A 19072-nucleotide genomic window follows, 5' to 3' on the forward strand; every position below is an offset into this window, starting at 1 on the left:
CTCCATCCTTTTTAATAAACTGGATAAAGTTCTTTCCACTCCAGGATTTTTATGTCGGTACCATTTTTAATAAAAGGTTGCAAAATATTAGTTAAATTATTGTTAGGATCGTAAGTTATCCTGGCTTTAACGTTCTGATCACTTACACCCTTCGTAACATCTTTGGCAATTACAGCTCCCTTTACCTCTAATTTTCCACTGTTATCATGGTATCTAAGATTTCCATTTGCGGCTATAAGGTTTGCATCAATTCGAAGTAAATTAATTTCGCTACCAAATAGCCTAATTAGATCATTCCAAAATACAATAATCCAGTACCAGATATTTTGCTCTAATTCTAACTTTATATCACCGTTCGTTGAGATAATTGTAAGATGAGAATCGTTCCACCAAGCCTTATAAAAAACTGTGTCAAGCTTGATGGGATTAGGAGAAATTATGACATAATTACCATCATATATAAACAAATCCCACCAACTACATTTTAGCTTTACTTCTGCATTGGGATCCGACGGAATTATATAGACAATTTTACCGTTATAGCTTGAAGACAAAGTAAATTCATCATCACTTATAATCTCTACATTGGGTAAAGCTCTAAGATAACTATCGTCCAAATTAAAGTTTAACACAGGATAAGAAGAATTTATCTTTTCAGCAGGAATGTTAAGTCTGTTATCGATAATTGGGGGATTACCAAAATAAATAATTTTTGTTATGGTAACATTATTTCCCTGCCCCCTTTGCACAGTCACATTTCGTCCATAGACCGCTCCCTTAATATCATCGGATTCCAGGGTAATATCGCCAGGAACTACGAGATTTCCGGTAACATCAGCCTTTTTGTTAAAATTTAAATTAGCTTGGGCAGTATTTAAATACAAAGCAAAATTATTTAGATTTACCCCAAAATTAATGCTTAACTTAGCTTGAAGGGTTTTTTTTGCCCCATTTCCGGCAAGTCCTGTACTTTTTAAAAGTAGCGTATAAGTGCTACCGGGTACTGAATCGATTATTTCCGAAGTCACTTTTTCTATTTTACCATTCCCCACCGGTAACCCACTAAGTTCGTCTAAAGTTAAATTTTTTGCCTGTAAAAACCTATCAGGACCTTTCTCCAAGCTATATACTGCCAGTTTCAGTCCCGCTTCAGCACAATAATAAGCTTCTTCTTTGCCAAGATTGATACTGGATATTTTTTTTTCGTTTAAAGATAAACTAAATAAACCTGTGGCTAAAACAGCAAAGATAATCCCAATTACCAGCACAGTAAATAAAATATAGCCTTTTTCATTCTTGAACAAAATCCCGCCCCCTATCTAGGTACCCGGGTTGCCACTGAAGTGGAAAGTTTTGGGGAAGCTTTTCCATTATTATTAATAATTAAATTAAGATTAAGACAATTGGGATAGTAAATTCTCTCGCTTACCGAATAAGTGGCGTTCAAATAATAAACTACAAAATTTACATCACTGATAAGCGGCTCAGTTTGCGTCGTAAACGCTGGCGCTGGGTAATAAACTTTGCGATATAAAGTTTTATTGGCAGTATTTAAATAATAATAAATGCGGTAAGTGCTTTGACCAACGGTATTTATTAAATAAATTTGTGAATAGGCTGTAGCTGGTGAGATTGGTTGGGACAAAGTGGCATTGGGATTATAAACCGCCGTTGCTGTCCGGACTTCCCGGGCCATGCGGTCTAAGGCAAAGCGTAGTTGCTCCTGATAGTCAATGGTTTTTTGTCCTTTAAACCAAAGATTATAGGAAAAAATAAAAAGATTCATAACCACCATCATAATTATACTGCCAATAACTAAAACTACCAGAAGCTCTACCAGAGTAAACCCTTTTTCTTTCATCTTCTCACCTATTTCACGGCGTAAATACAGTAGTTAAAACTACTCCTTTTTCGCCTGTACCAGTAGGGTAATAAACAGCTACCGTCACTTCTTTATACGGGATATTATAAACAGATTTGTTAACCACACTCACTTTATATTTAAAACCTTCCTGAGTCACTCCTGAATTATTACCAATTTCATCGTAGCTCTTAAGATGTAATCGTTCAATTAAATCCCTGGCGGCATTTAAAGCTTTCGTTTGGCTTCCAGCAGAATTATATAAGAAACTGCTGCCGGTAAGCATATTTAACAGAGGAAGTAAAATTATTAAAAGCAAAAGTACGGCAACCATTGTTTCCACCAGGCTGAAACCCTTTTGGTTCATCATCCCACCTACTTATAAAGAGAAGTTATCCATATCCGGTCAGTCTGGGGAGTTGAATAAACACGTACTTTTACCCCATAACTATTAGCCATTTCCACAGAAAAGGCCCGGCTACTTCCCTTGTAATCAATAGTCACCAGTTTAACCGGTACTGCAATAAATTTAACCCTTGGCGGTAAAATATAATATTTATTCGAGTAACTATTTTCTGAAATTAAATAACTATTACTGTCCTGAAAAAACCAGATAGTAAAGGCTTTTTCCTGAGCCACCGCCATTTCTTTGGTCTGACGCAGGTTCTGGGCAAGGGCATAAGCTTCGTTGGCTAAAGTAATTTTGGCCAGGGCATAATCTAAACTTATAACTGCTGTTAGAAAAGTAACACCGGCAATGGTAGTAACTACGAGAAGCTCAATTAAAGTAAAACCTTTTTCTTTTAAAAGAAAAATGTTTTTAGATACCATTTTAAAATTTCGTCTCCCCAGAAAACGGTAAGAAAAGCGGCCCCAATTAAAAAAGGCCCAAAAGGTACTAAATCCTTTCTTTCCTTTTTTTTAGTTACAAGCAAAATAATCCCAGTAAGTCCGCCAAAGAAAAACGCTAAAAATAGCGTCTCTAAAATAAAGGGAAAACCCAAAAACGCCCCCATCCCTGCGGCAAGCTTAATATCACCGCCGCCCATTCCTCCGCGCGAAACAAGGGCCAAAAGAAATAAAACTCCAAAACCAGTAAGAACTCCGAAAAACAAGTTTTTCCAGGACAGATCCCGGGTAATAATGTTTATGAAAATCCCTACCAAGATAAGAGGATATGTTAACTTATCCGGCAGGAGGTAGTTTTCCAGGTCAAGAAAAAATAATGGAATTAGAAAAACAGCAAACAGTACATATTTTAGAGTTAAAATAGTTAAGCCGAACTTTAAATAAATAAAGCAAAAGATAAAAGCTGTAGTTAGCTCCACTAAAGGATATCTAAAAGGTATCTTTGCCCCACAGTAGGCACAACGTCCTTTTTGCCAGAGATAACTTATTACCGGAATTAAATGCTGTGGTTTTAATCTCTGACCACAACTGGGACAAGAGGATGGAGGAAAAATTAGCGACATTCCCGCCGGAAGACGGTATATTACCACGTTTAAAAAGCTTCCAATTATAAGGCCAAAGATAAAGATTATTATAATTTCCACTGCTTCACCTCAAAAAAAGGATAGGAGGGCGGGAAATCCCCGCCCAGTATATTACCCCTTACTGATTAATATTGAATATATCAGGATTCGTGTTGTTAGCATTTTTACCTGAAAAAACTCCGTACACATTAGCTATTACATCATCGTTACCACCTGCAATTCCATCGGATCCATAAGAATAAACTGCAAATAAAGCAGACCCTCCAGCCCCTGACTTTCTATAATAATACTGCTTACCCCAGGGGTCTGTTAATTGAGAATTAAAGCCGCTATCGGATAATAAATTTTGAAAATCAGTACCCTCATCCGGTAAATCATTTTTTTCGCTCTTATAAACGACCAAAGCCGAACGAATTTGGGCAAGCTCAGCCTTTGCCCGGCCAACTTTAGCTTTATCCGCTTGTTTATAGAAGTTCGGAAGCGCAATAGCTGCTAAGATTCCGATAATTATGACTACGACCATGAGTTCGACTAGTGTAAAACCTTTTTGGCTTTTAATAATGCGCCTGAAATTAAGCATAAAAGATCAGCTCCTAATTAAGGTGTATGTTGACCTTGAAAAACTCCATTTATATCTGCATATACATCATCTGTAGTTAAAGGTTTGTCATCTGCACCCTTTGAATAAATAACAAATGCCGCATCTTGGCCACTATAAGTTTGTCCAACAGTTGTATAAATGTAGGAATTTCCCCAGGGATCCTTTGGAATGTCGGAAAAGCCGTTATCCTGTAATATAGGTTTTAATTCTGTATCATCTTTCGGAATTAAATTTTTTTCACTTTTATAAGTAATCAAAATACTCCGTATTTGCGCAAGCTCAGACTTAGCCCGACCTACTCTCGCTTTATCTGCCTGCTTAAAAAAGTTCGGCAGGGCAATTGCGGCCAGGATACCGATGATGATCACCACCACCATCAGTTCCACCAGGGTAAAACCTTTCTGGTTCTTAAGGGCCTGTCTTATTTTCATCCCTTTCACCTCCTCTCTTAAAAATTATTAGCCAGTAATTAAGTACAAGTTATTTTTACCCCAGGAAGGGGATAAAAGGCTATTTAACCGCGTTTACCATGTTAAACATTGGCAGCATGATTGAGACAATTATTAAACCTACTATTCCGCCCATAAATAATATCAAAACCGGTTCAATAACCGAGGAAAGCCTCCCAACCGCCGCATCCACTTCCTGTTCGTAAAAATCGGCAGCTTTGGCCAGCATGGCATCTAATTGACCGGTTTCTTCGCCCACCAGCATCATCTGGGTAAGTAACGGAGGAAACCAGCGGCTCTGGGCTAAAAATCCTGCTAGACTTTCTCCTTCCCTTACTCTATCTTCGGCTAATTCTAAAACCTTCTCTAGTTCCCCATTCCCCAGAGTTTTCTGGATTACCCGCAAAGCTTGAAGCATCGGCACTCCCCCCTGGATTAAGGTGGCCATGGTTCGGGAAAACCGCGCAATTATCCCCTTTAGCACCAGGCTTCCAAACAAGGGCATTCTTAAAGCCAATTGATCGCGCACCTTTCGTCCCGGTGGGGTTGAAAACCAGTAAAATATTCCGGCAATAATTGTACCTAAAGTAAAAAAAATAAGAGAAGCCTTTTGGGAAAAAAAGTTTGTTACTTTTATTACTATTTGGGTGATTAGCGGAAGTTCTATATTAGCCTGTAACAGGATACCGGTAAATTGCGGTAAGACATAGGTTACCAATACCAGAACCGCAACAATAGCAGCAACTAAAACCACCATGGGATAGGTCATAGCTGAACGAATTTTTTCATTGAGCTGGGCTTCTTTTTCGTAATGTACTGAAAGCCGATCGAGGACGTTGTCTAAAACCCCGCCCACTTCCCCCACTTCCACCATACTGCACATTAACTCCGGAAAAATTTTTTCTTCCCGTAAGCTTTCGGAAAGGGTAGTTCCCGAGCGGAGTTTTTCTTCTATATTTATAAGGCTTTTTTTCAAGGTTTTGTTTTCGACTTGTCGGGAAAGGACATTAACTGCTGTTAAAAGGGGAACTCCAGCGGAAATCATTGCCCCCAGCTGTTTGGACATAAGCGTTAAATCTTTGGCTTTTAGCTTTCGCCGAAAACTTATAGACAAACCAGAATTTACCACGGTATCACTTTTCTTTAGCTCTAAAACAAAAAAACGTTTTTCCCGGAGGAGATTTCTCGCCCCTGTTTCCGATTCCGCCTCTACCAAACCACTAACCACTCGTCCCGAAAGGTCTTTAGCTTTATACCGGTACTGGGGCATAACTCTCCTCCTTTCTTTATAAATTTCGTAACTTGCTTCTTTGTTTAATATTTTAATATATTTTGTAATTTTTTTCGACAAAAACTTTCCAAATTTAATATAACATTCGGGCTAAGCTTTCGGCATCATGGGCCCTCGATACTACTTCCTCATAGGAAATAAGGCGGTTTTGATAAAGTTTTGCTAATGCCATATCCAACGTTTGCATGCCGTATTTGGCACCGGTTTGAATTTGCGCTGGAATTTGGTGGGTTTTCCCTTCCCGGATTAGGTTTCTTATTGCAGGAGTTGCCACCATGATTTCTACTGCCACTACCCGGCCCTTTCCATCCATTCGTGGGATTAACTGCTGGGCAATTATTCCCTGGATGGTAGTAGAAAGCTGTACCCGGATCTGCTGCTGCTGAGAAGGGGGAAAAACATCAATAATCCTATCGATGGTTTCAGCTGCACTTGAGGTGTGAAGGGTTGCAAAAACCAGGTGTCCCGTTTCTGCGGCAGTAATAGCAATAGAAATAGTTTCTAAGTCCCGCATCTCCCCCACCAAGATTACATCCGGGTCTTCCCGCATTGCAGCCCGTAAAGCCTTGGCAAAGCTTTCGCTGTCACTGCCAATTTCCCGCTGGTTCACAATGCTCTTTTTATGGTTATGCAGATATTCAATAGGATCTTCGAGAGTTATGATGTGACAGGCCCGTTCGCTATTTATTAAATCAATCATTGAAGCTAAAGTAGTAGATTTACCGCTACCGGTAGGTCCGGTTACCAGGACTATCCCCCGGTTTTTGCGGGAAAGATCAGCAATTACTTCCGGAAGTCCTAATTCTTTAAAGGACAAAATTTTCGAATTAATATGCCTGAGGACTAAAGCCACTGCTCCGCGCTGGCGAAAAACGTTAACCCGAAATCTTCCAACCTCCGGCAGGGAATAAGCAAAATCTAATTCCCCAATTTTTATAAATTTTTCCCACTGTTCAACGGACATTATGGCTTTGGCCATTGCTTCGGTATCTTCCATAGTTAAAGTGTTGATTAGGTTTAACGGTATATCAAGATTTTCTCGGGCAAGCTCAGTTAAGGGCCGAATATTTCCGTGAATACGGTAAGCAGGAGGAAAGTTTACCGTTAAATGTAAATCCGAGGCTTTAAACTCTACCATTAAACGTAAAAGGTCATTTATCACTTGTGCTTCACCTTCCCCTTTAACTTACTGTGCTGGCTACCCTGATAATTTCTTCGGGAGAGGTAATTCCCGCTAAAACTTTTTCCTTCCCGTCTTCTAACATTAAAACCATTCCTTCTTCTCTAGCCACCCGAAGCATATCATCGTAAGAGCCACCATTTACAATTAAATTTCGTACTTTTTTCGAATTTATTAAAACCTCATGGATTCCAACCCGTCCTTTATAGCCAGTATGTTCACAGGCAGGGCAGCCAACTGGACGGTAAACGGTAACCGGTTCTCCCTGCCCAAGATTCAAAGCATGATAGGCTGGATCATCTGGCCCAATATCTGTTGGTACCTTGCAATCCTGGCAAAGTTTTCGCACCAGCCGCTGGGCAACAACTCCTAAAAGCGAAGCCGCCACCATGTAAGGTTCTATACCCATTTCCACCAGACGCCCCACGGTAGAAACCGCATCGTTGGTATGGATGGTGGAGAGCACGAGGTGCCCGGTATTGGCCGCTTTCACTCCAATTTCTGCCGTTTCTTTGTCCCGAATCTCCCCAACCATAATGATATCAGGGTCAAGCCGCAAGATTGAGCGCAAGCCCACCGCAAAAGTAAGTCCAGCTTTGGGGTTTACCTGGATTTGGGTAACCCCAGGCATAACGTACTCCACCGGATCTTCGATAGTGATAATATTTTTGGACGGGTCATGAATTTGGTTCAAGGCGGCATACAGAGTGGTAGTTTTACCACTTCCGGTAGGGCCGGCAATTAAAATCATACCATAGGGCAAGCTTAATATTTTATTAAGTCTTTCCCAGTTTTTATTGGAAAGGCCTAATTTATCCAGAGTTAAAAGGGCGTTTTCTTGGTCTAAAAGTCTTATTACAACCTTTTCCCCAAATAACGTCGGAGTTGTTGCCACCCGCATGTCCACCTGGCGATTGGCTACTTTTATCTTAATCCGCCCATCCTGGGGAAGCCGCTTTTCGGTAATGTTCATATTAGCCATAATCTTTATCCGAGAAGTTAGAGAACTTCTAATAGCTCGAGGTAAGGTCATTATTTCTCGCAAAAAACCGTCTACCCGAAAACGAACCCTTACCATATCTTCAAAAGGTTCGATGTGAATATCCGACGCTCTTTGGTTTACCGCCTGCAAGAGAAGAGAGTTCACAACCCTTACCACCGGAGCCTCGTCTACCAAAACTTCTTCCACTTCTTCATTTTTTAATACTTCCGGCTCTTCGCCGCTCACCTTTTCAATATCTTTAATCGTTTCGTTTAAATCTATAGCTCCGAAAAAGCGGTTTATAACCGCATCAATTTCTTTTTCCGAAGCTATAACCGGAACAATATCCAAATTAGTAGCAAGTCGCAAATCATCAATGGCAACAACATTTAACGGGTCAGCCATGGCTACCGTCAAACGGTTCCCTTCCCGCTTTAAAGGGATAACTTTATGTCTTTTAATTAGGGACTCAGGAATGCTTTTTATTAAAGCAGGATTTAACGAATAGTTATATAATGCCACCTGAGGAATACCTAACTGAAACTCTAAGACCCCCATGATGTCTTGTTCGGTAACATAACCAAGCTTCACCAGGGCTTGGCCCAAACGCTCACCCGATCGCTTTTGATACTCTAAAGCCTTTTGCAGCTGTTCTTCGGTAATTAACCCGTTTTCAACTAAAAAATCACCCAATCTTTTTATTTTTTTGCCATCTTTTTTCTCATTCATACAAAACATCTCTCCAAACGCGTTTATTAATATTAATATTTATTCTCTTTTTTAATTAAAAATCCTCCCTGGTAAAATTTTTTGTTAACCATTGGAGTACTTGCTGGCTATTCAGTTCTTTCGGTTCTGGGTACTCTCCAATTTTCTTTAATAACATAAAAGTAATATTTTCGCGATTTTTCTTATCTTTTTCCATAAACAATAGTAAGTTTTCTGGAGTTACAGTACTGTTTAATTTAAGGTAAGAATAATTTTTATTGATAAAGAAACTAATTTTTTCATACTCTTCTGGTGGTAAAAGTCCTAAATCCTTAGAAAACTTTGTTTCCCATAATATGCCTAGAGCTACTGCCTCGCCGTGAAGGATGCTTTTAAAGCCATATACTCCTTCAATGGCGTGCCCCAAAGTATGACCTAAATTTAATACTGCCCGTAAGCCCTCTTCCCGTTCATCTATAGTTACTACCCGCGCTTTAATTTTTACCGCTGCCTGAATGAGCTTCTGCCATTCCCTTTGCCGTAGTTTTGCTAAGTCTACCTTCGATAACCATTCGGCAAGGTCGTAATCGGCAATTAAAAAGGCTTTATAAACTTCAGCCAATCCCGCTAGCACTTCTCTTCTGGGAAGAGTTTTCAGGTAAGTAGTATCTATTAATACTATTTTGGGCTGGTAAAAAGCGCCTACCAGGTTTTTCCCCTGGGGAAGATTTATCCCCACTTTTCCGCCAACACTGCTATCTACCATAGAGAGAAGGGTTGTTGGTATTTGGATGAAATTAATACCCCTTAAGTAAGTAGCGGCAAAAAATCCTGTGGCATCACCTACTACCCCGCCTCCAAAGGCTATAACAGTATCATGGCGGCGAAGTCCAAACTCCAGGGCTTTATCATAAAGCTTTAAAATATATTCCATCGATTTGGCAACTTCCCCCTGTGGAAGAAGGTAAACACCGGTTTTGAAGCCTTTCTCATTTAAATTTTCTTCCAGTTTTTTTCCATACAACTGGAAAATATTTTCTTGAGAGACAATTAAAATCTTTTTGCCCGCTACGTTTTCTTTTAAAAACTCACCGGCTTTTAATGCCACTCTTTCGCCAAAATATACCGGATAACCATTTTCAGCCAGATTAATATAAAGCTTCCGGGGAAAACGTAAACCATTAATCGTTGTAGTTTCAATAATCTTCTGGACAACTTCTAAAGAGCTAGTACCTTCAGTATTTAGGATAATATCCGCAACTTCCCGATAAAACTTATCCCGACGCCTATATAATTCAAAAAGTTTTTCTTCTGGATTTCCTTGAGCCAGCAATGGTCTTTTATCTAAATTTTGCAGCCTCTTAAGTATAACTTCCGGAGAAGCCTGTAAGTAAACCACTAAACCAAGATTTTTTATTTTTTTGCGGGCTCGTCGTTGCTCTACCGTTCCACCACCAGTGGCAATCACTGCATTGTGAAGCTGAAAAAGTTCTTGCAGTTTTTCTTCTTCTAAACGGCGGAAATAGCGCTCACCGAAACGGGCAAATATTTCTTTAATCGTAAGTCCCGTCTCTTCTTCAATCTTCCGGTCAAGATCCACAAAATTCCTTTTTAATTTCCTCGCTAAAATCCGACCTATATGTGTTTTGCCAGCCCCCGGTAGTCCCACTAAAATGATGTTCATTTTAACAGCCCTTTCCTTTGAAAATATACAAAAAAGCCGGAAGTTGCCCCCAACTCCTGCCAATTACCGCATTCACAGCAACATCCGGCCGAACTTTGATTCCATTATATGCCATCTTTTGGCTAAATTCAATATTTTTACGACAAAAAAAGAGGGGAGTTGCTAACCCTGCTAACAATCGTATCCACAGCAATTTCCCTTCAAAAAAGTTTTATAATTATTTTTAATTATAACCATGAATGAATATCCGCTTAAATTCATAACCGTTCTTTTGCACAATTAAATCTTATAAAAAAGAAGGAATTTAAAAATTTTTGCCGAAAAAGAGTTATAAACAGATTTGTGAAGTTTTAGACTTATTCGGTTTTTCAACCGGGGGAGGGTGTTTTTGTGTGAATTTAAATCAATTGGAGGCATTTTGTAATATTGTTGAGCAGGGTAGCATCTCCAAGGCTGCAAAATTAATGCACTTATCCCAGCCTGCTCTATCTACTCAAATTGCCGCATTAGAAAATCAACTTCAAGTTAAATTAATGGAACGGACCAATAAGGGGATTGAACTAACCGAAGCCGGTGAAACCCTTCTTTATTACGCTAAAAGAATTTGCAATCTTGTGAAAAATTTAAACGAAGAAATTGAACGACTTAAAAATTTAGAAGAAGAAGAGCTTTCTATCGGTGCAGCTTCTACTATCGGCGGATATGCTCTACCCTGTAGCATCTATATTTTTCAAGAAAAATATAGTTCCTCTCGAATTAAACTTACCATTATGAATACAGAAAAAGTAATTGAAGCTCTCTTAGACCGGCAAATCGATATTGGCCTTGTGGAAAGCAATATTGAAAGCAATGAATTTTTATCCTCCCACTTGACCTATGACGAGCTTGTTTTAGTGGTACCAAATAATACTTCTTTTAAAACTAAAGAAATTATTTCTCTTGATGAATTAAGAACACTCCCCTTTATTATTCGGGAAAAGGGATCGGGCATTCGACAAACAATAGAAAAAGCCCTTGGGGAAAAAGGACTTAATATTTCCGATTTAAATATTGTAATGGAAGTAAACAACATTGATGCTATAAAAATCGCCGTAGAATCGGGCAAAGGAGTATCTTTGCTTCCTCGCTTTGCCGTTAAAAAAGAGCTCCGCACCGGTAGCTTAAAGTCGGTAAAAGTAAAAGATATCTCCCTCCTCCACCCCTTTGTAGCTATAACTTTAAAAAATAAAAAGCGCTCCCTTTTAGAGAAAAAGTTTTTAGCATTTATAAATTCTCCTAAAGAAAGGGGATTTTGTTAAAAAAGCCTGAAAGCAACCTGCTTTCAGGCTTTTATCTTACATTTTAAATGTTTTTAACTCAACGGTTTAGCTTCCGAAATGTACCAGGTGTTATTTACCCTTTTTAAGGTAATTTCGTATTTTAAGGGCCTTGCCACTAAAGATTCTAGCTTTTTCTCAGGATATTTTATGGTAAAAAAATCACCAGTTACTTCGCTTTCCACTAATAATTTTGCTGTATCGTCCGTTTGTTCTTTAACTTCAATTTTTTTGTAATCAACCTTATATAAGACAAACTTGGTATCATTTTTTCTTAAATACTCTAAATATTTTAAAGTCTTAGATAGCTGAGGTTCAATATATATTTCCCGCGCAAGCTGTTCTGATTTGTTTTTATCTGCTACTAATTCCTGACACTTATAATCCTTTAAATCCAAATTTTTATATATTTTAATTAGCTGACTTTCACTTTTTAGGCCACATCCTTGTAATGTAATCGCCATTATGAGAACAATCACCAGTAAAAGTAAAATAACACGGTAGAAACGCTTCATCCCTGGTTCTTCCCTCCAGTTATAGCATTTTCTGTTTATTATTCGCGTCTTTTTATTTTTTTCCTGCTTTAAAATAATAATATTTTAAAATTTTGGTCCCAAAAAAAGCACCAATCAGTAAAGCGATAAAAAATAACCAGCCATGAAGGGAAAAGGAGGCAATTCCCCCGATAAAGCTCCCAATAGAACAACCAAAGGAAAAGCGGGCTCCCATGCCCATTAAAAAACCACCCAGAATATTTCCCCAAAATTGGATTGGTTTTCGAATTTTACGAATTCTAAATTCTCCGGCAATACTTGAGGCCAAAAAACCTCCCGCAATCACACCAAAATTCACAAAATTAAAGGTAAGCTTCCAAAAACCATCCTGATAAATTTGCCGGTGGCTTACTAACTCAAAAAATTTCCAGCTTTCAACATTTACCCCGAAACTCTTAAAGAGCCACAATCCCCAGAAGGAAAAGATAGTATTAACCCGCCAGACCTTGGTAGAAAAATAAAAGATTAAACCGCTAAATACGGCAAAAAGTACTGCCCCCACTAGATAATTCCATGGTTTTTTCCAAAAAGGTGTATTTTCCCATTCTAACTCGATTTCCGCATAATCATCCTGCCTTTTTTCCCAAAAATAAAGAACTAAAATTATTAAAACTATTAAAAATAGTTGCAAAATAATGGCATTTAACCACCCTAAAAAAGAAGGCAAATAAACAGGTTTAAAAGAAGTTATTAGATCCCAGAAATAGTTTAAAAGGTAAGTAGCTGTAAAAGTACCAAGAAACATAAAAATAAAAGTTATAAAGGCTGCTAACTGCCCTTCTCCCATCCTAACCAAGGTACTTCCGGCACAGCCGCCAGCCCAAACCATGCCAAAACCAAATAAAATACCTCCGAAAAAATTAAAGGGTCCAGTGTAGTAAATTGATCCCTTACCAAAGTGAGTGGGTGAAAAAAACTGCACGATGCCAAATATTACTGTGGTAAATAAGATCAGTAAGAAGAGATTTTTCATTCCTGTAGGATTTCTAAATAAAAATAAATCATTAAAAGCCGAAGCTACACAAATTCTACTTTTTTGCATAGCAAATCCTATTCCAATTCCTAAAAAGTAATATAAAAGCATGGCAGGATTTGTGAAAAATATTATAATCCCAAGGCCTAATAAAAAAATAAAACCTGGTATTAATGAAATTAGATAAACTCTTTTTTCGGAATACAAGAAACATGTCCCCCTTAACATTTCTCGACCGTAACCTGCCAAATGCCAAAATCCACTTCTAAGACTTTAATTTTGCACTTATATTTTTTTAATTGCTTTTTTATAAATAACGGCGCACAACTGTGATCTGTTTCCAAAACAAAACTTTCTCCCGGCTTTAGTTTTTTAAATTCTTCTTCAGCTTTTATAACTGGAATAGGACACATCTCACCTAAGCAATCTATAAACCGCATCTTTTCACCTTTCTAAAACCTTTACTTTTCGCTATAAATTAATTTTTTCCTTCTAGTAAGCAATTATAGTTTGAATATAATTTTCAAAGTTTACTTTTATCTCTCGCATATGATCTCCACCAAACTTTTCAAGAAAGCTCTCCATTAACACCAGGGCAGTAATTGCTTCCCCGACCACACCTGCCGCCGGAACGGCAGTTATGTCTGATCGTTCTACTTGAGCTGGCTTTGGTTCTTTGGTGATGATATCTACCGATTTTAAAGGCTTTACCTGAGTAGGGATTGGTTTTAGGGAGACTTTTACTACCAAGGGCATACCGTTGGTTACGCCCCCTTCTAACCCTCCAGCTCTATTGGTTTTCCGGTAAAAGCGACCGTTTTCATAATAAATTTCATCTACCGCCATCCGTCCCGGAATGTTGGCAAGAGCAATGCCATCACCGATCTCCACTCCTTTGGCCGAAGGAATGGCCATTAAAGCCCCGGCCAGGCATCCATCTAATTTTCTATCCCAGTGGACATAGCGGCCAAGGCCTGGAGGAAGCCCAAACACCACCACTTCAAAAATTCCCCCTAAAGTATCACCGTTCTCGCGAGCCCGGTCAACCCATTTTATCATCCTGCTTTCAACCTGGGGGTCAAGACAGCGAAGCGGCCGTTCATCCGCTTTTTTTAGCTCTTCTTCCGGAAGTCCGCCCGGATACTCTACTTCAACCGAACCAACTCTTAAGACATGGCTATAAATCCTAATTCCGAACTCTGCTAAAAAAAGTTTCGCAACAGCTCCAGCAGCAACCCGAACCGCGGTCTCCCTGGCTGATGCCCTCTCCAAAACATTTCTTAAATCTTTGTGGCCATACTTTATACCCCCAACCAGGTCTGCATGGCCTGGTCTGGGGACAGTTACTTCCCGGCCAGATTCAATATCACCGGTTGTCCGCATAAATCTTTCCCAGTTTTCATAATCCCTGTTTTTTACCGATATAGTAATTGGTGCACCAGTGGTAATGCCTCCCCTGACACCAGTTAAAATTATTGCTTCGTCCTTTTCTATCTTCATTCGCTCACCCCGACCGTAACCCAGCTGACGGCGGGAAAGTTCATAGTTTATGTAATCAAGGTCAATTTTAAGCCCTGCCGGCACTCCTTCCAAAATTGCATATAATCCTTCCCCGTGGGATTCCCCAGCTGTTAAATAACGAAACATATTAATACCCCCATTTTAAAATTTACCTTTATTTTATCTTAATTCCTAAAACTTTAACAAGAAATCCCTAACGCTTTTTTCATTACGTCAACCGGCGGGCTAACCCCGGTCCATTTTTCAAAAGCCAAAACCCCCTGCCAGAGCAGCATAGAAAAGCCGTTTATTATCCTGGCACCTTTTTCTTTAGAAGCTTTTAAGAATTTAGTTTCGGCAGGGTTATAAATAAGATCATAAGCCACAAAATCCGAAGTAATGCCGGTAAAATCCACAGGCGGCATTTGGTTTTCGTAAGGAGGCATTCCTAAGGGTAAAGTATTAACCGCCATATGATAAGGTTTAAGAGAAAGAAGTCCTTCCCCAAGTTCAAGGATATTAGATACTTTTCCGACAGCGCGAAACTCTTCCAAAAGCTTTTGGGCCTTTTTGATAGTACGGTTAGCAATGACTAGCTCAGCTCCGGCTGTTAAGAGAGCATACGCTACGGCCCTGGCCGCACCACCTGCACCTAATAGTAAAACCCTTTTACCCTTTACCTCCACTCCAAATTCTTTTAGACTTAATAAAAAGCCGGGGGCATCGGTATTGTAACCAACAAGCTTACCCCGGTCATTAACAATGGTATTTACCGCCCCAATAATTTTGGCCTCAAGCGCTACTTCATCTAAAAACGGTAATACTTTTTCTTTATAGGGTATGGTTACATTTATACCGCGAAAGTTAAAAGCTTTTATGCCGTAGAGGGCATCTTTAAGCTTATCCTCCTCAACTTCCAGGGGCAGGTACAGATAATTTAGATTTAATGTTTTAAAAGCTTCATTATGCATTTGGGGGGAAAGGGTATGCTTTAACGGATAGCCAATTATACCCGTGAGCTTGGTTTCACCGTTTATCCGCATTTCCATTAAATCCCCCCTGAGGCACGTAAATTTTTAATCCCTTCCGAAAAAGCCGCTTTAAAAGATGTCCTTCGATAAACCGATTGATTTTCGTTCCAATAAACTCCCGGGAAGCCATTGGATTAACTAATATTGCCATTAACCCCGCTCGCTTCGCCCCCATTATGTCCGTTAAAAGCTGATCTCCTATTACCGCCACCTCTAATGGTTTAAGGCCCATCAGATGGACTGCCCGCAAAAACGCCCGCCGCCTTGGTTTAATTGCCCGGGCTACATATGGTATACCTAAAAAGTCAGCTATTTCTTGCACCCGCCCGTTACTGTTATTGGAAACCAGACAAAACCTTATCCCCAACTTTTGCATCCTTTTCACCCATTTTACCACATCCTGAGGAATAGTTCTCTCCCCCCAGGGAGAAATGGTGTTATCAAGGTCAAGAATTAGTCCTTTTAAACTATATTTTTTTAGTATCCCTTCGTCCAAAACAGTAACCTTTTCCAGGTATAAATCAGGCCACAAATATTTTAACATATTTCCTCCTTTATTTCCCAAAGGGGCAATGGGGGAAAGTGCAAACCGGGCATTCCAGGCAAAGTCCGCCATGCCCTAAAGCTGCAATATCTTTTCGGGTTAATACTTCTCCGGCTAGCAACCGGGGTAACACCAGATCAAAAATGGTGGTTTTACTGTACATAACGCAACCCGGAAGTCCTAAAACCGGAATCCCGCCTAAAAGGGCATAGAGAAACATCGATCCCGGTAGCACCGGCGAGCCGTAAACAATAACTTCGCCGCCAGCTTTTTTAATACCTCCCGGAGTTAAATCATCGGGGTCCACCGACATTCCACCGGTCGCTAAAATTAACTCCATGCCGGCCTCTTTTAGTTTTAAAATGGCCTCAGCAATTTGGTCCACATCATCGGGAGCTCTAAGGTGCATGTCTATGTTAAGGTTAAACTTTTTTAACTTTTCCGCTAACACCGGAGTAAATTTGTCTTCAATCCTACCGTAAAACACTTCATTACCGGTATTAACGACCCCGACCTTGGGGCGGGACAGCGGTTTTACATCTAGCACCTTTTTCCCCCGGCAGATCTCTTCCACTTTCTTGATTTTTTCTTCTTCTATTACTAAAGGTATAATTCTTGTACCAGCTACATACTGACCGGGTTCAACCACCCGATTGGAATGAAGAGTAGATACCATTAGTTCTCCCAACATATTTATTTCGAATAAAGCTTCGGTATCTACCTTAAATAAACCTCGTTCCTTTACTAAAAGATTAACTTTACCCTCTTTAGGTTCACTTAAAATAAAGCGTTCACCGCCCACCGCTCGGGCAATCCTTTGCGCTGCATCGTTTTCATGTAATATACCGTCAACTACTTCCCAGACATAGATGTGGTCTTTTCCAAGCTTCAAAAGCTCTGGAATATCCTCTTCCCGGATAATATGGCCTTTTTTAAAGGCCGGGCCTTTAAATTCTCCCGGAACGATTTTCGTAATATCATGGCATAACACCATCCCTACTGCATCCTGCACTGGAACTTTTTTCATCATCTCCACCTCTATTTTAACTTATTCTGGCCAAACCCAAATATTTTTTGCTGGTATACTTATCCAAAGATTTTTCCCCACCTTTAAATCATAAATATCCAAAAAATTTCGCGGAATAATTATTTCCAAGTCATAATTATCATGATTCTTTGTTTCTATAAGGCTGACAAGAAGAGTATTAGTGCTAACACCAGGTCGTACTTCTAACAGCTTGGCTAAAAAAATATTTTCCAAAGGCTTTGTATTTACTTCTTTTTTACGATAATTTTCGTCTTTTTCTTCATTATTTGGAATTATAATGATATCTTCCGGACGAATCGCAAAAGCAACCCTTGCTCCAATAGGTAAAGGTACCGGTAAAGCATTTAACAAAAATTTTTCACTGCGAACTTGGATGAACGTTTCTTCCTTTTTTACGATTTCCCCTTGAAAAATATTGCGACAACCGGTAAAACTAGCAACAGTTCGGCAACAAGGTCTCCTTATAATCTCTTCCCGGCTTCCTATTTGGCAAAGCTTTCCCCCCTCCATGATGGCAATTTTTGCACTTAAAGTAAAAGCCTCTGCCAAATCATGGGTTACCATAATTATTGGAATCTTCCATTCCCGGCTTAGTTCAGCTAATTCCACCACCAATTGTTCTTTGATCAAGTTATCCAAGGCCGAAAAAGGTTCATCCAAAAGTAAGAGGTCGGGCTGGGGGGCCAAAGCCCGAGCTAAAGCTACTCGCTGTTGCTGGCCCCCGGAAAGCTGGGCTGGATTGCGTTTTTCTAAACCCGAAAGCCGCATTTTCTGAAGAAGTTCCTGCACCCTCGCCTTTCTTTTTTTTCTTTCCCATTTACTGATCCCATACGCAATGTTTTCTTCTACTGACATATGGGGAAAAAGAGCATAATTTTGGAGGACCAGGCCAATACGCCTTAGTTGAGGTGGTATGTTTATGTTGTTTTTACTATCATAAAGAATCCGATGATTAAGCACTATCTTTCCCTGATCAGGGGCTAAAATACCCGCGAGGAGCCTCAAGGTTAGGCTTTTGCCAGCACCCGAAGGGCCTAGGATAGTTAAAAATTCATTGCCAAGATGCAAAGAAAGCTGAAGGGAAAAACCCGTTGAACTTAGATTTTTTTCTATTTCAACTTCTAGCAACGAAAAACCACCTCATCTATTTAGTCCTAGCTATTTTACCAACGGAAACTGGTAAATTTTCCTATTTAGGCGATTTAGACTCCAAAGGGTAAGCAAAGCAATTACCGTAATAATAGCCACTAAAGTATTTGCTAAAGAAAAATTTCCCGCTACCACTGCATCATAAATAGCAATAGACATCGTCTGCGTTTTCCCAGGTATATTCCCGGCAACCATTAAAGTTGCCCCAAAATCCCCTAAGGCTCTAGCCCAAGCTAAGATAGTACCCGCCACAATCCCTCGCCAAGCTAAGGGCAAACTTATGGTGAAAAATATGGTAATTTCCCCTTTACCCAAACTCCGGGCCACATCCTCCAAATTTGGATCCACCCTTTCAAACGCTGCCCGAGCTGATTTAATAATTAATGGTAAAGAAATAATTGTTGCCGCTAAAACAGCTCCCTCCCAGGTAAAAACCAACGAGATACCCAGCCGTGTTTCCAGAAAATGACCTACTGCACTCTGCCGTCCAACAACAAGTAAAAGATAATAGCCTAACACCGTAGGCGGTAACACCATTGGTAAAGTAAAAGCAGCATCCAAAAGCTCTTTTCCCCGCCAGTTTTTTTTGGCTAAAAGCCAAGCTAAAGGTAAACCAATAAGTAAAGCCAAAAAAGTTGCTAAAAAAGAAACTTTAAAAGAAAGGTACAAAGGAAAAAAATTAATCCCTTTCACCTGCTTGTCCTCCTA

Annotated in this window: 21 protein-coding genes; 1 reads left to right on the plus strand and 20 read right to left on the minus strand. The window is 39.6% G+C overall.

Annotated features, from left to right (window positions below; translation table 11 throughout):
* Positions 1–11 precede the first annotated feature (11 nt).
* The 11 genes from cpu_RS07525 to aroB all read right to left on the minus strand — a co-directional run bounded on the left by cpu_RS07525 (position 12) and on the right by aroB (position 10249).
* A complete protein-coding gene (locus cpu_RS07525) occupies positions 12–1304 on the minus strand; it encodes a hypothetical protein (RefSeq protein ID WP_075859412.1) in 1293 nt (430 codons plus the stop codon).
* A gap of 11 nt (positions 1305–1315) precedes the next feature.
* Positions 1316–1861 carry a PilW family protein gene (locus tag cpu_RS07530; protein WP_075859413.1) on the minus strand — a complete coding sequence of 182 codons (546 nt, stop codon included), beginning with the start codon at positions 1859–1861 and terminating at the stop codon, positions 1316–1318.
* Between the two features lie 13 nt (positions 1862–1874).
* Positions 1875–2231: a type IV pilus modification PilV family protein gene (locus cpu_RS07535; protein WP_075859414.1), complete on the minus strand. Its 357-nt coding sequence runs from the start codon at positions 2229–2231 to the stop codon at positions 1875–1877.
* Between the two features lie 5 nt (positions 2232–2236).
* The gene (locus tag cpu_RS07540) at positions 2237–2692 is read right to left on the minus strand and encodes a pilus assembly FimT family protein (protein WP_075859415.1); all 456 of its coding nucleotides are present in this window, start codon (positions 2690–2692) and stop codon (positions 2237–2239) included.
* Positions 2665–3414, minus strand: a complete 750-nt coding sequence (locus cpu_RS07545) for a prepilin peptidase (RefSeq protein ID WP_075859416.1) — start codon at positions 3412–3414, stop codon at positions 2665–2667. Before cpu_RS07545 ends, cpu_RS07540 begins: the two co-directional genes overlap by 28 nt.
* A gap of 58 nt (positions 3415–3472) precedes the next feature.
* Positions 3473–3934: a type II secretion system protein GspG gene (locus cpu_RS07550; RefSeq protein ID WP_075859417.1), complete on the minus strand. Its 462-nt coding sequence runs from the start codon at positions 3932–3934 to the stop codon at positions 3473–3475.
* Positions 3935–3951: 17 nt separating this feature from the next.
* A complete protein-coding gene (locus cpu_RS07555; protein WP_075859418.1) occupies positions 3952–4386 on the minus strand; it encodes a type II secretion system protein GspG in 435 nt (144 codons plus the stop codon).
* Between the two features lie 79 nt (positions 4387–4465).
* A complete protein-coding gene (locus tag cpu_RS07560; protein ID WP_075859419.1) occupies positions 4466–5674 on the minus strand; it encodes a type II secretion system F family protein in 1209 nt (402 codons plus the stop codon).
* 94 nt (positions 5675–5768) lie between these two features.
* Positions 5769–6857, minus strand: coding sequence for a type IV pilus twitching motility protein PilT (locus cpu_RS07565; protein ID WP_075859420.1), 1089 nt, complete (start codon positions 6855–6857; stop codon positions 5769–5771).
* Between the two features lie 19 nt (positions 6858–6876).
* Positions 6877–8586: a GspE/PulE family protein gene (locus cpu_RS07570; protein ID WP_075859421.1), complete on the minus strand. Its 1710-nt coding sequence runs from the start codon at positions 8584–8586 to the stop codon at positions 6877–6879.
* A 55-nt stretch (positions 8587–8641) separates the two neighbouring features.
* On the minus strand, positions 8642–10249 hold the full coding sequence (gene aroB, locus cpu_RS07575; RefSeq protein ID WP_075859422.1) for a 3-dehydroquinate synthase: 1608 nt from the start codon (positions 10247–10249) through the stop codon (positions 8642–8644).
* 392 nt (positions 10250–10641) lie between these two features.
* Here aroB and cpu_RS07580 point away from each other — a divergent pair, with 392 nt between their 5' ends.
* Entirely contained in the window at positions 10642–11547 is a 906-nt protein-coding gene (locus cpu_RS07580) for a selenium metabolism-associated LysR family transcriptional regulator (protein ID WP_075859423.1), read from the plus strand.
* 53 nt (positions 11548–11600) lie between these two features.
* Here cpu_RS07580 and cpu_RS07585 read toward each other — a convergent pair whose 3' ends face one another.
* The 9 genes from cpu_RS07585 to modB are packed head-to-tail and all read right to left on the minus strand — an operon-like array spanning position 11601 to position 19057.
* A complete protein-coding gene (locus cpu_RS07585; RefSeq protein ID WP_075859424.1) occupies positions 11601–12080 on the minus strand; it encodes a hypothetical protein in 480 nt (159 codons plus the stop codon).
* Between the two features lie 52 nt (positions 12081–12132).
* Entirely contained in the window at positions 12133–13299 is a 1167-nt protein-coding gene (locus cpu_RS07590) for a YeeE/YedE family protein (protein WP_075859425.1), read from the minus strand.
* Between the two features lie 14 nt (positions 13300–13313).
* Entirely contained in the window at positions 13314–13532 is a 219-nt protein-coding gene (locus cpu_RS07595; RefSeq protein WP_075859426.1) for a sulfurtransferase TusA family protein, read from the minus strand.
* Between the two features lie 52 nt (positions 13533–13584).
* Positions 13585–14739, minus strand: coding sequence for a chorismate synthase (gene aroC / locus cpu_RS07600; protein ID WP_075859427.1), 1155 nt, complete (start codon positions 14737–14739; stop codon positions 13585–13587).
* A 53-nt stretch (positions 14740–14792) separates the two neighbouring features.
* Complete coding sequence (aroE, locus tag cpu_RS07605) at positions 14793–15641, minus strand: shikimate dehydrogenase (protein ID WP_077177245.1); 849 nt, start codon at positions 15639–15641, stop codon at positions 14793–14795.
* Complete coding sequence (locus cpu_RS07610) at positions 15619–16167, minus strand: YqeG family HAD IIIA-type phosphatase (protein WP_075859428.1); 549 nt, start codon at positions 16165–16167, stop codon at positions 15619–15621. The genes aroE and cpu_RS07610 overlap by 23 nt, the downstream gene beginning before the upstream one ends.
* 10 nt (positions 16168–16177) lie before the next feature.
* Positions 16178–17197, minus strand: a complete 1020-nt coding sequence (locus cpu_RS07615; protein WP_234970212.1) for a molybdopterin-binding protein — start codon at positions 17195–17197, stop codon at positions 16178–16180.
* An 18-nt stretch (positions 17198–17215) separates the two neighbouring features.
* A complete protein-coding gene (locus cpu_RS07620; RefSeq protein ID WP_075859430.1) occupies positions 17216–18343 on the minus strand; it encodes an ABC transporter ATP-binding protein in 1128 nt (375 codons plus the stop codon).
* 30 nt (positions 18344–18373) lie between these two features.
* On the minus strand, positions 18374–19057 hold the full coding sequence (modB, locus tag cpu_RS07625; RefSeq protein ID WP_075859431.1) for a molybdate ABC transporter permease subunit: 684 nt from the start codon (positions 19055–19057) through the stop codon (positions 18374–18376).
* Positions 19058–19072 lie beyond the last annotated feature (15 nt).

Origin of the sequence: Carboxydothermus pertinax, assembly GCF_001950255.1 — a bacterium.
GTDB classification, from domain to species: Bacteria; Bacillota; Z-2901; order Carboxydothermales; family Carboxydothermaceae; genus Carboxydothermus; species Carboxydothermus pertinax.

Excerpts from the sequence above, each read along its gene's own strand:
- cpu_RS07530 (WP_075859413.1), bottom strand. The coding sequence starts at position 1,861 with ATGAAAGAAAAAGGGTTTACTCTGGTAGAGCTTCTGGTAGTTTTAGTT.
- cpu_RS07535 (WP_075859414.1), bottom strand. The coding sequence starts at position 2,231 with ATGATGAACCAAAAGGGTTTCAGCCTGGTGGAAACAATGGTTGCCGTA.
- cpu_RS07540 (WP_075859415.1), bottom strand. The coding sequence starts at position 2,692 with ATGGTATCTAAAAACATTTTTCTTTTAAAAGAAAAAGGTTTTACTTTA.
- cpu_RS07550 (WP_075859417.1), bottom strand. The coding sequence starts at position 3,934 with ATGCTTAATTTCAGGCGCATTATTAAAAGCCAAAAAGGTTTTACACTA.
- cpu_RS07555 (WP_075859418.1), bottom strand. The coding sequence starts at position 4,386 with ATGAAAATAAGACAGGCCCTTAAGAACCAGAAAGGTTTTACCCTGGTG.
- cpu_RS07560 (WP_075859419.1), bottom strand. The coding sequence starts at position 5,674 with ATGCCCCAGTACCGGTATAAAGCTAAAGACCTTTCGGGACGAGTGGTT.
- cpu_RS07570 (WP_075859421.1), bottom strand. The coding sequence starts at position 8,586 with ATGAATGAGAAAAAAGATGGCAAAAAAATAAAAAGATTGGGTGATTTT.
- aroB (WP_075859422.1), bottom strand. The coding sequence starts at position 10,249 with ATGAACATCATTTTAGTGGGACTACCGGGGGCTGGCAAAACACATATA.
- cpu_RS07585 (WP_075859424.1), bottom strand. The coding sequence starts at position 12,080 with ATGAAGCGTTTCTACCGTGTTATTTTACTTTTACTGGTGATTGTTCTC.
- cpu_RS07595 (WP_075859426.1), bottom strand. The coding sequence starts at position 13,532 with ATGCGGTTTATAGATTGCTTAGGTGAGATGTGTCCTATTCCAGTTATA.
- aroC (WP_075859427.1), bottom strand. The coding sequence starts at position 14,739 with ATGTTTCGTTATTTAACAGCTGGGGAATCCCACGGGGAAGGATTATAT.
- aroE (WP_077177245.1), bottom strand. The coding sequence starts at position 15,641 with ATGGAAATGCGGATAAACGGTGAAACCAAGCTCACGGGTATAATTGGC.
- cpu_RS07610 (WP_075859428.1), bottom strand. The coding sequence starts at position 16,167 with ATGTTAAAATATTTGTGGCCTGATTTATACCTGGAAAAGGTTACTGTT.
- cpu_RS07615 (WP_234970212.1), bottom strand. The coding sequence starts at position 17,197 with ATGATGAAAAAAGTTCCAGTGCAGGATGCAGTAGGGATGGTGTTATGC.